Source organism: Billgrantia endophytica (assembly GCF_002879615.1).
Taxonomy (GTDB): domain Bacteria; phylum Pseudomonadota; class Gammaproteobacteria; order Pseudomonadales; family Halomonadaceae; genus Halomonas; species Halomonas endophytica.
The window spans coordinates 1-15,108 of sequence record NZ_PNRF01000046.1 but is presented as its reverse complement, the minus strand read 5'-3'; the positions used below and the strand labels follow the sequence as shown (position 1 = coordinate 15,108).

The 15,108-nt window shown below is 64.1% G+C and carries 15 protein-coding genes and 1 pseudogene; 12 read left to right on the top strand and 4 right to left on the bottom strand.

The window, feature by feature from the left end; genetic code table 11:
* Positions 1–3: 3 nt before the first annotated feature.
* Positions 4–966, top strand: coding sequence for a Nudix family hydrolase (locus tag C1H69_RS21540; protein ID WP_102655442.1), 963 nt, complete (start codon positions 4–6; stop codon positions 964–966).
* A gap of 115 nt (positions 967–1,081) precedes the next feature.
* Here the strand turns inward: C1H69_RS21540 and C1H69_RS21535 are convergent, their stop codons facing one another.
* The gene (locus C1H69_RS21535; RefSeq protein ID WP_102655441.1) at positions 1,082–1,984 is read right to left on the bottom strand and encodes a carbon-nitrogen hydrolase; all 903 of its coding nucleotides are present in this window, start codon (positions 1,982–1,984) and stop codon (positions 1,082–1,084) included.
* Entirely contained in the window at positions 1,981–3,048 is a 1,068-nt protein-coding gene (locus C1H69_RS21530) for an agmatine deiminase family protein (RefSeq protein WP_102655440.1), read from the bottom strand. Before C1H69_RS21530 ends, C1H69_RS21535 begins: the two co-directional genes overlap by 4 nt.
* 167 nt (positions 3,049–3,215) lie before the next feature.
* Here C1H69_RS21530 and C1H69_RS21525 point away from each other — a divergent pair, with 167 nt between their 5' ends.
* Entirely contained in the window at positions 3,216–4,457 is a 1,242-nt protein-coding gene (locus C1H69_RS21525; RefSeq protein ID WP_102655439.1) for a lipoprotein-releasing ABC transporter permease subunit, read from the top strand.
* A gap of 28 nt (positions 4,458–4,485) precedes the next feature.
* Complete coding sequence (locus tag C1H69_RS21520; RefSeq protein ID WP_240610041.1) at positions 4,486–5,196, top strand: ABC transporter ATP-binding protein; 711 nt, start codon at positions 4,486–4,488, stop codon at positions 5,194–5,196.
* A gap of 123 nt (positions 5,197–5,319) precedes the next feature.
* Here the strand turns inward: C1H69_RS21520 and C1H69_RS21515 are convergent, their stop codons facing one another.
* Entirely contained in the window at positions 5,320–5,859 is a 540-nt protein-coding gene (locus C1H69_RS21515; protein ID WP_102655437.1) for a DUF2062 domain-containing protein, read from the bottom strand.
* Positions 5,860–6,083: 224 nt separating this feature from the next.
* Between C1H69_RS21515 and C1H69_RS21510 the strand changes: the two genes are divergently transcribed.
* From C1H69_RS21510 to murB, 9 genes are read left to right on the top strand one after another with little or no spacing between them, the layout of a single operon-like run.
* On the top strand, positions 6,084–8,363 hold the full coding sequence (locus tag C1H69_RS21510) for a DNA internalization-related competence protein ComEC/Rec2 (RefSeq protein ID WP_102655436.1): 2,280 nt from the start codon (positions 6,084–6,086) through the stop codon (positions 8,361–8,363).
* 35 nt (positions 8,364–8,398) lie between these two features.
* On the top strand, positions 8,399–9,085 hold the full coding sequence (locus C1H69_RS21505; protein ID WP_205738583.1) for a MotA/TolQ/ExbB proton channel family protein: 687 nt from the start codon (positions 8,399–8,401) through the stop codon (positions 9,083–9,085).
* Positions 9,082–9,510, top strand: coding sequence for an ExbD/TolR family protein (locus C1H69_RS21500; RefSeq protein ID WP_102655435.1), 429 nt, complete (start codon positions 9,082–9,084; stop codon positions 9,508–9,510). Before C1H69_RS21505 ends, C1H69_RS21500 begins: the two co-directional genes overlap by 4 nt.
* Entirely contained in the window at positions 9,507–11,246 is a 1,740-nt protein-coding gene (msbA, locus tag C1H69_RS21495; RefSeq protein WP_102655434.1) for a lipid A export permease/ATP-binding protein MsbA, read from the top strand. Before C1H69_RS21500 ends, msbA begins: the two co-directional genes overlap by 4 nt.
* 2 nt (positions 11,247–11,248) lie before the next feature.
* Complete coding sequence (gene lpxK / locus C1H69_RS21490; protein ID WP_102655433.1) at positions 11,249–12,247, top strand: tetraacyldisaccharide 4'-kinase; 999 nt, start codon at positions 11,249–11,251, stop codon at positions 12,245–12,247.
* Between the two features lie 57 nt (positions 12,248–12,304).
* Positions 12,305–12,514 (top strand): Trm112 family protein, encoded by a 210-nt coding sequence (locus tag C1H69_RS21485; protein ID WP_102655432.1) that lies wholly within the window; start codon positions 12,305–12,307, stop codon positions 12,512–12,514.
* A complete protein-coding gene (gene kdsB / locus C1H69_RS21480) occupies positions 12,514–13,290 on the top strand; it encodes a 3-deoxy-manno-octulosonate cytidylyltransferase (protein ID WP_102655431.1) in 777 nt (258 codons plus the stop codon). The genes C1H69_RS21485 and kdsB overlap by 1 nt, the downstream gene beginning before the upstream one ends.
* An 11-nt stretch (positions 13,291–13,301) precedes the next feature.
* Positions 13,302–13,772: a low molecular weight protein-tyrosine-phosphatase gene (locus C1H69_RS21475; protein WP_102655430.1), complete on the top strand. Its 471-nt coding sequence runs from the start codon at positions 13,302–13,304 to the stop codon at positions 13,770–13,772.
* Positions 13,773–13,788: 16 nt separating this feature from the next.
* Positions 13,789–14,787, top strand: a complete 999-nt coding sequence (gene murB / locus C1H69_RS21470; RefSeq protein ID WP_102655429.1) for a UDP-N-acetylmuramate dehydrogenase — start codon at positions 13,789–13,791, stop codon at positions 14,785–14,787.
* Between the two features lie 78 nt (positions 14,788–14,865).
* On the opposite strand, the pseudogene C1H69_RS23690 reads toward murB, so the two are convergent.
* Positions 14,866–15,108, bottom strand: a pseudogene (locus C1H69_RS23690) (hypothetical protein); the annotation flags it as partial.

The window sequence follows — 15,108 nt, the reverse complement described above, 5'->3', positions numbered from 1 at the left end:
GTAATGGTGAAAAGAAGGGTGCACGTGGCAGCGGCCGCTATCATCAGCAGTGATGGCGATAAGGCATTGATCGCTCGTCGACCGTCCAACGTCGACCATGGCGGCCTGTGGGAGTTTCCAGGTGGCAAGCTGGCACCCTACGAGACCGGGTTGGAGGGGCTCAAGCGTGAGCTTCATGAAGAGCTGGGTGTCGAGATCAAGCGTGCCCAGCCGCTGATTCGCATCCATCACGAATACTCCGACAAGCACATCCTGCTGGATGTCTGGCAGGTACATGAATTCTCGGGTGAGCCTTTCGGGCGTGAAGGACAGGCGGTACGCTGGGTGCCGCTGGACGAACTGGTCAATTATCCGTTTCCGGCGGCCAATCTGCCGATCCTCCAGGCGGTCATGCTGCCTACCGAGTACCTGATCACGGCCGATGAAGAGGAGGATGAAGACCGGTTCGATGCCTGCCTGACTCGGGCCCTGGTCGAGGACGAGGTACGCCTGGTCCAGCTGCGGGCCAAGTCGCTGGATGAGGCTGCCTACCTGGCCCGTGCGGAACGTGCCCTTGCGCTGTGCCGAGAGCACGGCGCGCGGCTGCTGCTCAACGGAGACCCTTCGGTGCTGGAGCAGGTCGATGCCGATGGCATTCATCTGACCAGTGAACGACTCATGGCCCTGGATCGTCGCCCCATCTCCGAGACCAAGTGGATGGCGGCTTCGACCCATGACCGGAAGCAGCTGGCTCAGGCCTCGCGCATTGGCTGCGATTTCGTCACGCTCTCCCCATTGCGTACCACCCCGTCGCATCCGGAAGTGGCCCCCATGGGCTGGCACGACTTCCAGCAATTGGTCGAGCTTGCCGCCATGCCGGTCTTTGCGCTGGGAGGCATGACGCGCCATGACGCCAATCACGCCCGTGCCGTGGGCGCCCAGGGTATCGCCTCGATTCGCGACTTCTGGAAAGCGCCGGACGCCTGAGTTCATGCCCGCATAGAGCGAGCGGCGCCGGGAGCCGGTCGCAGCGAAGGGCATTCGCCATGGGTGAGGCGGAAGAAGAGCATCCAGTGAATGCTCTTCCCGCCGAACGGGTTGTTCAATCTCTATAGCGCCGCGTCAGGTCGCCGTAGGCGTCGATGCGGCGATCCCTGAGATAGGGCCAGATGCGCCGCACGGCCTCGCCACGGCTCATGTCCAGGGTCACCAGAAGCCGTTCGGCTTCCTGGCCGGCATGGGCGAGCAACTCGCCTTGAGGGCCGCAGATGAAGCTTCCGCCCCAGAAGTCGATACCCGGGCTCACCCCGGAATGATCCGGCTCGTGGCCGACCCGGTTGGCCACGATTACCGGCAATCCGTTGGCGACGCCGTGGCTGCGCTGGATCAGTGTCCAGGCGTCTTTTTGGCGTGCCTTTTCGGCAGCGTCGTCGGTCGGGCTCCAGCCGATGGCGGTGGGGTACAGCAACAGCTCGGCTCCGGCCAGTGCCATCAGGCGCGCCGCTTCGGGATACCATTGATCCCAGCATACCAGTAGGCCGAGGCGACCCACCGATGTGTCGATGGGCTGAAAGCCCTGTTGGCGGTTCTCGTCCACGTCGCCTGGGACAAAATAGAACTTCTCGTAGAAGCCCGGATCGTCGGGGATATGCATCTTGCGGTAGAAGCCCACCTGGCCCCGACCGCCATCATAGACCACGGCGGTGTTGTGGTAGAGCCCGGGGGCGCGGCGCTCGAACAGCGAGCCGACCAGCACGATGCCGAGCTCGGCCGCCAGCCCCGCCAGGCGTGTACCGGTGGGGCCGTCAAGCGGTTCGGCCAGGTCGAACAGCTCAGTGTCCTCGTACTGACAGAAATAGTGCGTGGCGTGAAGTTCCTGCAGCATCACCAATTCGGCTCCGGCGGCGGCCAGCTCACGTATGCCGGCCTCGCTCTCGTCCAGGCTCCTGGCCTTGTCGGGCCAGGCGGGCTGCTGGACCAGGCCGACCTTCAGGGTGTGGGTCATGAGGTCTCTCCTTGGGTTGGCTGACCGGCGATTTTCAGACTGCCGGAGGGAAGCTGCATGGTCAGGCAGTGGAGACTGCCGTGCTGGCGAATCACACTCAGGCAGTCGATGGGCACGATGTCCCGTTCGGGGAAGGCCCCGGCCAATGCCACCAGCGCCCGGGTATCGGCGGCATCGCCGTAGACCGGGACCAGCACGGCATCGTTGATGATCAGGAAATTGGCATAGGTGGCTGGCAATCGATGGCCGTCTATCGGGTCGAAGCAAGGGCTTGGCCAGGGCAATGGAACCAGGCGGTAGGGTTCGCCGTCGGCACGGCGGAACGTCTTCAGCTCGACCTCCATGGCGGCCAGGGCCGGGTAGTGGGGGTCCGACTCGTCATCGCAGCGTACATAGGCAATGGTATCCTTGTCGCAGAAGCGGGCCAGGGTATCCACATGGCTGTCCGTATCGTCGCCTTCCAGGTGGCCACTGGTCAGCCATAGCACTCGCGATACCCCGAAGTCCGCTTTCAGCGCGGCCTCGACAGCGCTGCGGTCGAGTTGCGGGTTGCGGTTTGGATTGAGCAGGCAGGCCTCCGTGGTCAATAGCGTGCCTTCACCATCGGTCTCGATGGCGCCGCCTTCCAGTACCATGTCGCGCGGTTCGACCGGGCAGGCGAAAATATCGGCCTCCACCAGTTTCTGCGTCAAGGCGTTGTCCCGTGCCGCTTCGAACTTGCCTCCCCAACCGGTAAAGACAAAGTCCAGCAGCAGGAGTTCGTCATCGCGGGTCACGGCGATGGGGCCATGGTCACGCGCCCAGGTATCGTCCGTTGGGGCGACTACCAGTTGCAGCCGCTCGGCGGGAACGCCGAGATAGGCGAATCGGCGTTTCAGGTGATTGCGGGTAGCGGTGTTGGGCACGCTGATCAAGACGTTCTGGTAGCGCGAAATGGCGACCACCATGGCTTCCATGGTGGCTTCGATACGTTCTATCAGGAACGCCCAATCACTGGTGGGGCTCGGCCAGGTGAGCTGGACAGCGTCCTGACGATGCCATTCCGGGAGCAGGCGGTTGGCCATGGGAGCAGCCTCGTGGTTGCGTCTGAAGGGATGGCGACACGGCGCCAGGACGGCGAAATGTAGGCCCAGGCCGGCAATGTTGCAAGCAACGGGGAATCATTCCGTACCCGATGCAGTGAGCGGCAAAAAACCGTACCATGACCCCCCGCTGATAAGGAACGCCCACCATGCTTGACCGCTTGCCATTGTTGATCGGGTTGCGCTATGTGCGCGCGAAGCGCCGCAACCACTTCATCTCTTTCATTTCGCTGACATCCATGCTTGGGCTGATGCTTGGCGTGGCAGTGCTCATTCTCGTACTCTCGGTGATGAACGGCTTCGACCATGAGCTGCGCACCCGCATCCTGGGCATGGTCCCCCACGCCAAGATCGAGTCCCGCACCGGCATGGTGGAGTGGGAATCACTGGCCGGTGAACTGATGCAGCGGGAACGGGTGATTGGCGCAGCGCCGTTCGTGGAGCAGCAGGGCATGTTCTCGGTCGGGGGGCGCAACGAGGGCGCCATGGTCAACGGAATCCACCCCGAATGGGAGGACCGCGTCTCCATCATCGGCCGTCACATGCGCCAGGGTAACCTGGAAGACCTGGCGCCCGGTGAATGGAATATCGTACTGGGCTCACTGCTGGCCCGCCACCTGGGCGTGGGTGTCGGGGATCGCGTCACGCTGCTGGTGCCGGAGGCCTCCATTACTCCGGCCGGTGTCTTCCCACGACTCAAGCGCTTCACGGTAAGTGGCATCTTCAGCGTCGGCGCCGACCTGGATGCCAACCTGGCCTACGCCAACATCGAGGACATGCAGACCCTGGCCCGCATGGGTGATGCCGTCGGGGGGCTGCGCCTGGAACTGGACGATCTCTTCGTTGCCGCCAATGAAACCCGCGCCATCATCAATGAGCTGGGGTCGGGTTACCGGGGCAGTGACTGGACCTTCTCCCATGGCAACCTGTTCCAGGCCATCCAGATGGAGAAGCGCATGATTGCGCTGCTGTTGACGGTCATCATCGCCGTGGCGGCCTTCAATATCGTCTCTACCCTGGTGATGGTGGTGACCGACAAGCATGCCGACATCGCCATACTGCGCACCATCGGCGCCACGCCACGTTCCATCATGGGGATCTTCATGGTCCAGGGGATGGCCATCGGGGTGATCGGTATCGCCGTGGGCGTCGGGCTCGGCGTACTGCTTGCGCTGACCATCTCGGACCTGATCGGCTGGGTGGAATCGGTGCTCGGCATCCAGTTCCTGGATGCTGGGGTCTACTTCATCAGTGACCTGCCCTCGCGTCTGCACTGGTCCGATGTGCGCGACATCATTGCGGCTGCCTTCGGTCTTACCTTCCTGTCGACCATCTACCCCGCGTGGCGAGCGGCCCGTGTCCAGCCCGCCGAGGTGTTGCGCTATGAATGATCCGGCTACCGCGAATGAGGAGAGCTCCATGAGCCAGACGGCGACTATCAGCGACAGGGTGATGCTGGAATGTCACGACCTGACCCGGATCTATCACGAAGGGCCCCGGGACGTCACGGTGCTGGATGGCCTGGCCCTGCAGGTTCGTGCCGGAGAGCGTGTCGCTGTCGTCGGCAGTTCAGGCTCTGGCAAGACGACGCTGCTCAATCTGCTGGGGGGGCTCGACCGGCCTACCCGGGGCGAGGTCCGTATTGCCGGCGAGTCACTGCTGGACCTGGGCGAGGCGGCGCTGGGCCGCTTTCGGAACCGTCATATCGGCTTCGTCTACCAGTTCCATCATCTGCTCGCCGAGTTCACCGCCCTGGAAAATGCGGCATTGCCGTTGATCGTACGGGGTTTGCGCAAGAAGCAGGCCGAGGCGCGGGCTCGTGAACTGCTGGTCAAGGTGGGAATTGCGGAGCGTGGCGACCATAAACCGGGCGAACTCTCTGGCGGCGAGCGTCAGCGGGTGGCCATCGCCCGCGCTCTGGTGACCGACCCCAGTCTGGTGCTCATGGATGAACCCACCGGCAACCTGGACCAGACCACGGCGGCGAGTATCCTGGCACTGATGGACGAGTTGGCACGTACGACGGCGTGTGCCTTCGTGGTGGTGACCCACGATCTGTCCCTGGCTGCCCATCAGGATCGTGTTCTCAAGCTCGACGGCGGGCGCCTGACCGAACAGTCGTCGAGCTGACTGTAACTCGATCATTGCCACGGGATCACGACGGCCACTGGCGCGATTGACCCTGCCTCACCGATGCTGTCTCACTCTGTCTCACTCTGTCTCACTCGATCGAGCCCTGGCCAAGGCCAGGGCTCAGTCTTCCAGCTCCAGCCGTTGCAGCCGGCGCTTCATCGCGCGCTGCTTCCAGCTGCGCGAAATATGCCAGCGCCAGACCAGTCGAATCGCCACGTTCCCGAGAACGGCGGCCACGATGGCCACGACCACCGAGCCGAGAGCCAGGGCAGGCAAGATATCGGCCATTCGCTCGGCAATCCATCGTGTCGAGATGCGGGTTGGTGCCTCTCGAACCGGCGTGTTCATCAGCCATGCCCCCAGGCGGTAGTTGCCATAGAAGATCAAGGGCATGGTCAAGGGGTTGGTAATCCACACCAGGCCGACGGAAAGCGGTAAATTGCAGCGTAGCAAATAGGCACCGCATGCGGCCACGACCATCTGGAAGGGGATCGGCAGCATGGCGCTGAACAGCCCCACGGAAAAGGCATTGGCCACGGTGCGGCGGGACAGGGCCCAAAGACCAGGATCGCCGATAAACTGGCTCATGAAGCGCAGCGAGCGCTGACGCCTGAGCGTTTCGGGGTTGGGCATGTAGCGCTGCAGGAATCGGCGCGGCATGTCGATTGGGCTCGCTGCTTCGTGACCCGGCTATTATCCATGGATGACGGGTGCCTCGCTATGCCACTGGGGAAGGAATATGGGGCGAATGCCGCAGGCCGCCAGGGAGGGGGAAGCGGGGGCGCAAGGAAACCGGGTGGCGAAAAGGGAAGTGGGGAAGTCCTGGAGAAAGGAAACAGGGAAAGGGCAAAGAAAAAGAAGGGGGCAAGGTGGGGCGGACGGGGATGGCGATACCGTTGGCAGTGACGGTGTTGTCCGGGACGGGGCTGGGCTGGCTGGCGCCCTCTGGCCTGGTGGAACTCTGGGCGCTGGGCACGCTCTTGCTGCTGGCGCGGGGAAGCTGGCGGGGGGTGGCGTTGGCCCTTGTCATGGCCCTGGCGGCGGGTCAGGTATTGATGGCCAGGGGAGCGGTACTCCCACTCGGGCTATTGGGAACCGACCTCCTGATCGAAGGGCGTCTCGAGTCCGTCGAGGATGAAGGGCGGCAGGCCCGGCTGCTGGTCAGCGTCGACGAGTGCCGCGCCGTGGAGGAGGCCAGGCTACCCTGCGACACGCTTCGCCGGGTTCGTCTCAGTTATTTCCAGGCGCCGCCAATGGCGCCGGGCGAGCGTTGGGCGATGGCTGTTCGTCTGCGTCCGCCTGCCGGGTTCGCCAATCCGGACACCTTCGACTATGGCGCCTGGCTGTGGCGGGAAGGCATCCAGGCCACGGGTTATGTGCGCAGCGACCCTTCAGCCAGACGGTTGCAGGAAGCGGGGGGGTCCGTGCGTCAGCTGGCGCTCGAGCATCTCGATGAGCGACATCTGTCACCGGAGGCGGCACGCTGGCTGGCCGCTCTGACACTGGGGGCCGGAGAGCGCCTGACACGGGAGGATTGGGATCTGCTCAATGCCAGTGGCACGACCCACCTGGTGGTCATTTCCGGTTTGCATGTCGGGTTGGTAGCCGCCTTTTCCCTGCTGGTGGCTCGTGGTGTCGCCCGGCTGGTGGCGCCGGGGCGCTGGCGCCTGGCGGTCTGGCCCTGGTGGCTGGCCGGCGCTGCCGCCGTTGGCTATGCCTGGCTGGCCGGACTTCAGCCGCCGGCCATGCGCGCCATGATCATGACCTTGATCGGGCTCTGGGTGGCCAGTGGGCGGCATGCGCCAGGCTCGTGGCAGGGTTGGTGGCTGGCATTGGGGATCGTGGTGCTGATCGACCCCCTGTCGGCATGGCGCCCTGGTCTTTGGCTCTCCTTCATTGCCGTGGCGCTGTTGATCCTGATCTGGCAGGGCCGGGTCAGGCCACGGGGAATACGAGGCTGGGGTTGGGCGCTGGTGCGTACCCAGATGCTGCTGGCGCCGCTGATGGCGGCGGCCGTGCTGATAGCGTTTGCCCGTTTGGCGCCCTCCGCACCGTTGGTCAACCTGGTGGCGGTGCCCATGGTCAGCTCGTTGCTCGTGCCCCTGGGGCTGCTGGGCTGGCTGTTCTCGCCGTTGGCCCCATTGTCCGCCTTATGCTGGTGGCTCTTCGAGTGGATCGTGCTGATCCTTATCGGCATGCTCGAGTTCGCGGTGATTCGCTTACCGCTTTGGTGGCCCTCCCCGGACGTCGTGGTGCCCCTGGCTCTGATGCTTGCGCTCCTGGCGTTGCTGTGGGCTCTGCCGGGCATTGCGGTGGTACTACGCACGGGTGGGAGCCTGCTGCTGTTGCCAGCCATGCTGGGAGTGACGGGCTCGGACATGGAGCCCGGCACACTTCGGGTGCGAGTACAGGATGTCGGCCAGGGGCAACTGGTGGAGTTGCGTAGCGCCAGCTATCGCCTGCTGTATGACACGGGGCCGCGGTTTTCCTCGGGTTTTGCCCCACTGGCGGCGCTATGGCCGGCAGGCCAGCATTTCGATACCGTATTGGTCAGCCATGATGATCTCGACCATGCCGGCGGTGTTCCGTTGCTGGCTGAGGCGCATCATGTCGGCGAATTCCTGGCTCCTCCCGGTAGCGAGATCGACGTGCCCTTCGCTCCCTGCTTGCGAGGGCAGCACTGGGAGCGGGACGGCGTGCTGTATCGAGTGCTGTGGCCGCCCGAGCAGGCCACTGAACTTTCCAGCAACGACCGCTCCTGTGTATTGGAGGTCACGGCCGGCGGCGAACGGTTATTGATAACAGGCGATGTCGGGCGCGAGGTGGAGCGCGCCTTCCTGCAGGACGTTCAACGACCGGTGACGATACTGGTGGCGGGCCATCATGGCAGCCGCACCAGTTCCGGACCGCAGCTGGTCCAGTCATTACTGCCCCGGCATGTGATCTATAGTGCCGGCCACCACAATTCGTTCGCGCACCCCCATGACGAGGTGATCCGGCGCTTTCGGCGGGCCGGCAGCTGTCAATGGAGCACGGCCCTCGACGGTGCCGTGACGGCCTGGTTGGGAGAGATTGGCAAGGGGCCGCTCCATACGATCCGGGCCAAACCCTGGCTCCGCGGCGGTGTCGAAGGCGGGTGCCATGCGGTAGAATCGCCCCACTGATCGCTGCCGTGGGGGCCGCGTAAGGAGAGGAACGAATGGACATGATGGATGCGCTCATCGCCGGAGGCTGGCTGATGATCCCCCTGCTGGGCTGTTCGTTGCTGGCAACGGTGATCATCATCGAACGGCTCTGGACCCTGCGCGCCAAGCGGATCGCCCCCTATGGCCTGGGCCAGGAAGTCTGTACCCTGATGACTCGAGGGCAGGTCAACCTCCATTGGCTTGAAGGACACTCGCCGCTGGGCGGCGTACTGGCCACCGGGCTGCGCAATGCCCGCCTGGGGCATGAGCAGGTACGGGCACGGCTGCAAGAGGCCGGCACGGCAGTGATACATGACATGGAGCGTTTCCTCAGCCCGCTGGGCACCATCGCTGCCATTACGCCGTTGATAGGACTGCTGGGCACCGTGATGGGCATGATCGAGGTCTTCTCGGTCATCGTGGCCGGTGACGGCGCGGGCCGTACCGCCGACCTGGCCGGCGGTATCTCCCGTGCCTTGATGACCACGGCAGCCGGCCTTACCGTGGCAATTCCCGCCCTGATGTTCCATCGCTACTTTCAGCGTCGTGTCGAGGACATCACCGTGCGGATGGAAGAGCAGGCCAGTCAGGTCGTGGAATTCCTTGCCCACTACCCGGGTGATCTGCGCTTCAACGATCAGCAGGAGGGCGAACGCATCGGGGCCGATGGGCGGATCGCGCCGGAGGTCAAGCGGACGTGAGGTTCTTGCGCCGACGCCGAGACCCTGTGGAGGTCAACCTCACTCCCCTGATCGATGTGGTTTTCCTGTTGCTGATCTTCTTCATGGTTTCCACCACTTTCGAGACCCGCCAGGCCCTGGAACTGGAGTTGCCGGAGGGCACGACAGGTGCCGACATGGAGTTCTCGCCGGTGACCCTGGTGGTAACCGAGCAGGGTGGCTATCGGCTCGGTGAGCGTGAACTGGACCCAGCCGAACTGGGTGAGGCACTGGCAGGCGAGGCCGAACAGGCGCGCCTGCATGGACTGGTCGTGGAAGCCGATGCTCGAGCCATGCATGCCGATGTGGTGCGGGTACTGGATCAAGCGAACAGGCAGAGCATCCATCGGGTACGTATCGCCACCCGTCAGACACAAGCTGCACCCACGCATTCGGAGACACCGTGACTCAATACTCCGGCTGGAATCTCTACAAGCGCTTGCTGAGCTATGTGAAACCCCATTGGGTCTCCTTCATGCTGGCAATCGTCGGCTATGCCATCTACGCCGCTTCGAGTACTGCACTGGCGGAAATGATGAAGCGCCTGATCGACGGCATCCAGAATCCGGACGCCGCCTTTCGCCTCTTCCTGCCCCTGTTCGTGGTTGGCATGTTCGCCGCGCGGGGACTGGGTACTTTCCTTGGCACCTATTTCATGAGCAATGTGGCGCGCAACGTGGTGCATGCACTGCGCTGCAACGTCTTCAACCATATGTTGCACTTGCCGGGACGGTTTTTCGACGCCCATTCCAGTGGTCACCTGATATCCCGGGTCACTTACCACGTCGAACAGGTTACCGGAGCGGCTACCAAGGCGGTCACCATCGTCCTGCGGGAAGGTCTTTTCGTCCTCGGCCTGCTGGGCTACCTGATGTGGACCAACTGGATGCTGACACTGTTGTTTCTGACCGTGACCCCCCTGATCGCGGGTGTGGTCAGCTATGCCAGCAAGCGCTTCCGGCGCATCTCCCAGCGTATCCAATACTCCATGGGGGACGTGACCCACGTGGCCTCGGAGGCATTGACCGGCTATCGGGTGGTGCGCACCCACGGGGCCGAGGATTACGAAAAGGCCCGCTTCGCCAAGGCCAGTGACTACAACCGCCAGCAGAGCATGAAGGAGGCGCTGACCAAGGCCATCAGCACGCCGGTCATCCAACTCCTGGTTGCGCTGTCACTGGCCGTTCTCGTCTGGCTGGCCATGTCGCCGGCACTACTGGACGACATGACCCCGGGCGAGTTCGTCGCCTTCATCACGGCGGCTTCGCTGATGGCCAAGCCGGTTCGCCAGCTCACCGAGATCAATAGCGAGATCCAGAAGGGTATCGCGGCGGCGGGCGAGCTGTTCGGGCTGCTGGAAGTGCCCACTGAGCCGGACGAAGGCACCCGGGAGCCGGGGCGGCTCGAAGGCCGGGTGGAGTTGCAGGGGGTACGTTTCCGCTACGGTGACGACAAGCCCGAAGTGCTGAAGGGGATCGATGTGACGGTGCAGCCCGGGGAAATGGTGGCCATCGTAGGGCGCTCGGGCAGCGGCAAGTCGACGCTGGTGGGACTATTGCCCCGTTTCTACCGCCCCACGGAAGGGCGCGTGGTGATCGACGGCATCCCCATCGATGAGTATCGCCTGGCTCCGTTACGCCGCCAGATCGCGCTGGTTTCGCAGCAAGTGACCCTTTTCAACGCCAGTATTGCGGACAATATCGCCTACGGCATGCCGGATGCGGACCGGACGGTTATCGAGGCGGCGGCGCGGGCCGCCTACGCCCATGAGTTCATCGAGCCACTTGCGCAGGGCTATGACACGATAGTGGGCGATAACGGCATCATGCTCTCCGGTGGGCAACGCCAGCGCCTGGCCATTGCCAGGGCCATCTTCAAGGATGCGCCACTGCTGATCCTCGATGAGGCAACGTCGGCCCTGGATACGGAATCGGAGCGCTACATTCAGAAGGCGCTGGAGGTCGTGTGCGAAGGGCGAACGACCCTGGTCATCGCCCATCGCCTCTCTACCATCGAGCGCGCCGATCGTATCCTGGTCATGGAACAGGGGAGGGTAGTGGAGCAGGGCTCTCATGGTGAACTGCTGGCCCGTAACGGCGCCTATGCGGCATTGCATCGCCTTCAGTTTCAGGAGGCCCCGTAACGATGGGGCTGGGAGAGCGCTGGCTGAAAGCGGTCTACGGTGATGCCACCTGGCTCAGGCTACTGCGTCCGCTGGAATTCCTCTATTGCAAGGCGGTAGCGCGTCGAGCCTTTGCCTACCGGACGGGACGACGCGCCATCTGGCAGGCAGAGGTGCCGGTGATCGTAGTGGGCAACGTGACCCTGGGAGGGACGGGCAAGTCGCCGCTTGTGGCCTGGCTGGGCCGCTACCTGGTCAGTCGAGGCTGGCATCCGGGAATCGTCTCCCGGGGTTACGGCGGTAATGCGGGCAATGAATACCCGCTGCGCGTGGCCGGCGACACCGAGGTGGAGCGCTGTGGTGACGAGCCCCGCATGCTGGCGCGCCAGACTGGCCTGCCAGTGGTGGTGGATCCGGATCGTCCGCGTGGCGCTCGTGCGCTGATCGAAGCGGGCTGCGACATCGTGATCAGTGATGATGGGCTGCAGCACCTGGCGCTGGGCCGTGATATCGAACTGATCGTAGTGGACGGGCGGCGTGGTTTCGGCAACGGACGCTGCCTGCCTGCGGGCCCGTTGCGCGAGCCTCTGGGGCGGTTGGACGACGCGGATGCGGTACTGATGAACGGCGACCCGATCTTCGCCCCGCCCCAGGGAGCCTGGGTGTTCAGGCTCGTGTCACGAGAATGGCGTTCTCTGGCTGACGGGGCGCGCTGCGCACTGACGCCCTTGCCTTTTTCCGGCCCGGTTCATGCGGTCGCTGGTATCGGCAATCCAGGCCGCTTCTTCGCTACCCTGGCCGACCTGGGAATCGAGGTGATCCCCCACGGTTTTGCGGATCATTACCACTTTACGGCAGCGGACCTGGCGTTCGACGATGGTCGGCCGGTGGTGATGACGGCGAAAGATGCCGAAAAATGCCAGGCCATAGCACCGCCTGACAGCTGGGTGCTGGAAGTGGAGGCCGAGCCCGAGCCCGGTTTCGAGGCGTGGCTGGAGGCGAGGCTGGCGACACTGCGATAAACCATACTACCGTTGCCGACGGTTGGCGGCGGTCATTCCTTTCTGCGGAGGTGCAAGATGGACGAGGAACTGCTGGCGATGCTGGTCTGCCCGCTTTGCAAGGGTAAACTCAAGTATGACCGTGGCGCCCGGGAGCTGCGTTGTCACTATGATGGTCTGGCTTACCCGGTGCGTGACGGCATCCCCGTCATGTTGCCCGAAGAGGCGCGTCACCTTGATGTGGACGAGAAACTGCCGATCTCGCCCGGACGCACGGGAGAGGCTTGATGGAAGCGGTGGCGCATGCGTTCATTGCGGTGATTCCTGCTCGTTTTGGCGCGTCGCGCCTGCCGGGAAAGCCACTGCTCGATATCGCCGGTGAGCCCATGATTGCCCATGTCTGGCGACGTGCCTGTGAGAGCAGGGCCGGCCGAGTGGTGGTGGCGACCGATGATCGGCGCATCCATGATGCCCTCGTTCCTTTCGGGGCCGAGGTGGTCATGACCCGCGCCGACCATCCCTCCGGCACCGACCGGTTGGCCGAGGTGGCGGAATCGCTTGGCCTTGCCGACCATGCCGTGCTGGTCAATGTCCAGGGGGACGAACCGCTGATTCCGCCCCGGCTGATCGATCAGGTGGCGGCACGGCTGTTCGATGACCCCGAGGCATCCATCGCCACCCTTGCAGAGCCGATCGGTGATGTGGCTACGCTGTTCAACCCCAACGTGGTCAAGGTGGTGCGCGCGGCCTCCGGCCGAGCGCTCTATTTTTCCCGGGCACCCATTCCCTGGGATCGTGACGCCTTCGCCTCTCGCCCCGAGCGGCTGGAAACCGATGCCTGGCTGCGCCATATCGGGCTTTATGCCTATCGCGCCGGTTTCCTTGCCGAATATCGCAACTGGTCGCCATCTCCCCTCGAGCGGCTCGAGCAGCTCGAGCAGCTGCGTGCCCTGCACCATGGGCATGCCATTCAGGTGGCACTCGCGGTAGAGCCCAACCCGGCGGGCGTGGATACGCTCGATGATCTTGAGCGAGTCCGGGCATTGCTGGCCCGGAGCAAGTGAGGAGAACCCCCATGCGTGTGCTGTTTGTCTGCCTCGGCAATATTTGCCGTTCGCCCACTGCCGAGGGTGTCTTTCGCCAGGCATTGGAAGCAGCCGACCTGTCCAGGCGGGTGGAGGTCGACTCCTGTGGCATTGCCGCCTGGCACGTGGGCAAGGCGCCGGATCCGCGTACCAGAGAGGCGGCGATGCGACGCGGCATCGACCTGGGAAGCCTGAGAGCACGCCAGTTGGCGGAAGAGGATTTCCATCGCTTCGACTACCTGCTGGCGATGGATCACGACAACCTGTCGGCCCTGCATGAGCGGTGTCCTGCCGAGTCCCCGGCCCATGTCGGGCTGTTCCTGGATTTTGCCGGTCATGATGGCCGTGAGGTACCGGACCCCTTCTACGGGGGTGAGCAGGGCTTCGAGGAGGTGCTGGACCTGGTCGACGCGGCTTCGAAGGGCCTGGTCGAGGCTATCCGTCGGCGGATCGAGGCGTAGTGGATTGAGTACCGAGATGCAGTCGCATCATGACCTGAGCCGATTCAACACCTTGGGGTTGCCCTGCGTGGCCGAGCGTTTTGCAGCGCCAACCAGCGTCGAAGCGTTGCAGGAGCTTCTGTGGATGGCCGGGAAGCAGGAGTGGCCCCTGACGGTGTTGGGCGAGGGCAGCAACCTGATCCTTCCCGAGTGGTTGAAGGGGCTGGTGGTACGGCCCATCCTGGATGAGTGGCGGCTGGAAGAGTCCAAGGGGCGGGTGCTCGTACATGCCGGTGCCGGGGTCAACTGGCACACCCTGGTGATGGAGCTTGCCCGCCGTGGGCTCTGGGGCATCGAAAACCTGGCATTGATCCCTGGGTCCTGTGGCGCGGCGCCAATCCAGAACATCGGTGCCTACGGCGTGGAGCTCTGCGAGACGCTGGAAGCGGTGCATCTGCTCCATGTGGAGGATGGTCGCGAGGCCGTCCTGCCGTCACGGGCATGCGCGTTCGGCTATCGCGACAGCGTCTTCAAGCGCGAGCTGGATGGGCGAGTGGTGATCACGCGCCTGGTGATGCGTCTTTCACGCATTTCGCGCCCGCGTCTCGACTACGGCGACCTTGCCACGCATGTCGATGCCCATCCGACTGCCTTGCAGGTGGCCGAGGCGGTTTGCACCATTCGCCGAGCGAAACTGCCTGACCCGGCGCTACTCGGAAACGCCGGTAGTTTCTTCAAGAACCCCCTGGTCAGCCTTGAGGCGGCCGAGCGGCTATTGAGGGATTATCCGCAGTTGCCACACTTCCCGCAGCCTGATGGTCGCGTCAAACTGGCCGCGGGTTGGCTGATCGACCGCTGTGGCCTCAAGGGGTGGCGTCAGGGCCACTTCGGTGTGCATGAGCGCCAGGCTCTGGTGCTGGTCCACTTCGGTGGCGGCAGCGCCGCCGAGCTGCTGGCCTTTGCCGAAAGCGTTGCCGGCCAGGTGGCCGAGCGATTCGGTGTCGACCTCGAGCGCGAGCCGCGTCTGGCTGGCTGATCACGCAAGAACTCGCACATGGCCATGAACGAAACGCCCGCATTGCGCGGGCGTTTCGTTGTGCCAGGCGGGGAAGCCTCAGCCTTGCTGGCTATCCTGGGCCTTGGTTTCCTGCTCGCGACGGCGGATTTCGCGCGGATCGTTATGAGCACGACGGCGGCGTTGTGCCGGTGTTTCGTCCTTCGGGGCCTCTTCTCCGGCCGGCTTGGGCACGTCGGCCTTCGGCTGCTCGGGCTGGGCTTCCGGCTTGGGCGCGTCGGCGGGCTTCTCGGCCTTCTCGGCCGGCTTGGGCGCATCGGCCTTCGGCTGCTCGGGCTGGGC

Bases quoted from the DNA above. Each gene is read 5' to 3' on its own strand.
- C1H69_RS21540 (WP_102655442.1), top strand. From the start codon at position 4: ATGGTGAAAAGAAGGGTGCACGTGGCAGCGGCCGCTATCATCAGCAGT.
- C1H69_RS21535 (WP_102655441.1), bottom strand. From the start codon at position 1,984: ATGACCCACACCCTGAAGGTCGGCCTGGTCCAGCAGCCCGCCTGGCCC.
- C1H69_RS21530 (WP_102655440.1), bottom strand. From the start codon at position 3,048: ATGGCCAACCGCCTGCTCCCGGAATGGCATCGTCAGGACGCTGTCCAG.
- C1H69_RS21525 (WP_102655439.1), top strand. From the start codon at position 3,216: ATGCTTGACCGCTTGCCATTGTTGATCGGGTTGCGCTATGTGCGCGCG.
- C1H69_RS21520 (WP_240610041.1), top strand. From the start codon at position 4,486: ATGAGCCAGACGGCGACTATCAGCGACAGGGTGATGCTGGAATGTCAC.
- C1H69_RS21515 (WP_102655437.1), bottom strand. From the start codon at position 5,859: ATGCCGCGCCGATTCCTGCAGCGCTACATGCCCAACCCCGAAACGCTC.
- C1H69_RS21510 (WP_102655436.1), top strand. From the start codon at position 6,084: ATGGCGATACCGTTGGCAGTGACGGTGTTGTCCGGGACGGGGCTGGGC.
- C1H69_RS21505 (WP_205738583.1), top strand. From the start codon at position 8,399: ATGGACATGATGGATGCGCTCATCGCCGGAGGCTGGCTGATGATCCCC.
- lpxK (WP_102655433.1), top strand. From the start codon at position 11,249: ATGGGGCTGGGAGAGCGCTGGCTGAAAGCGGTCTACGGTGATGCCACC.
- C1H69_RS21485 (WP_102655432.1), top strand. From the start codon at position 12,305: ATGGACGAGGAACTGCTGGCGATGCTGGTCTGCCCGCTTTGCAAGGGT.
- kdsB (WP_102655431.1), top strand. From the start codon at position 12,514: ATGGAAGCGGTGGCGCATGCGTTCATTGCGGTGATTCCTGCTCGTTTT.
- C1H69_RS21475 (WP_102655430.1), top strand. From the start codon at position 13,302: ATGCGTGTGCTGTTTGTCTGCCTCGGCAATATTTGCCGTTCGCCCACT.
- murB (WP_102655429.1), top strand. From the start codon at position 13,789: ATGCAGTCGCATCATGACCTGAGCCGATTCAACACCTTGGGGTTGCCC.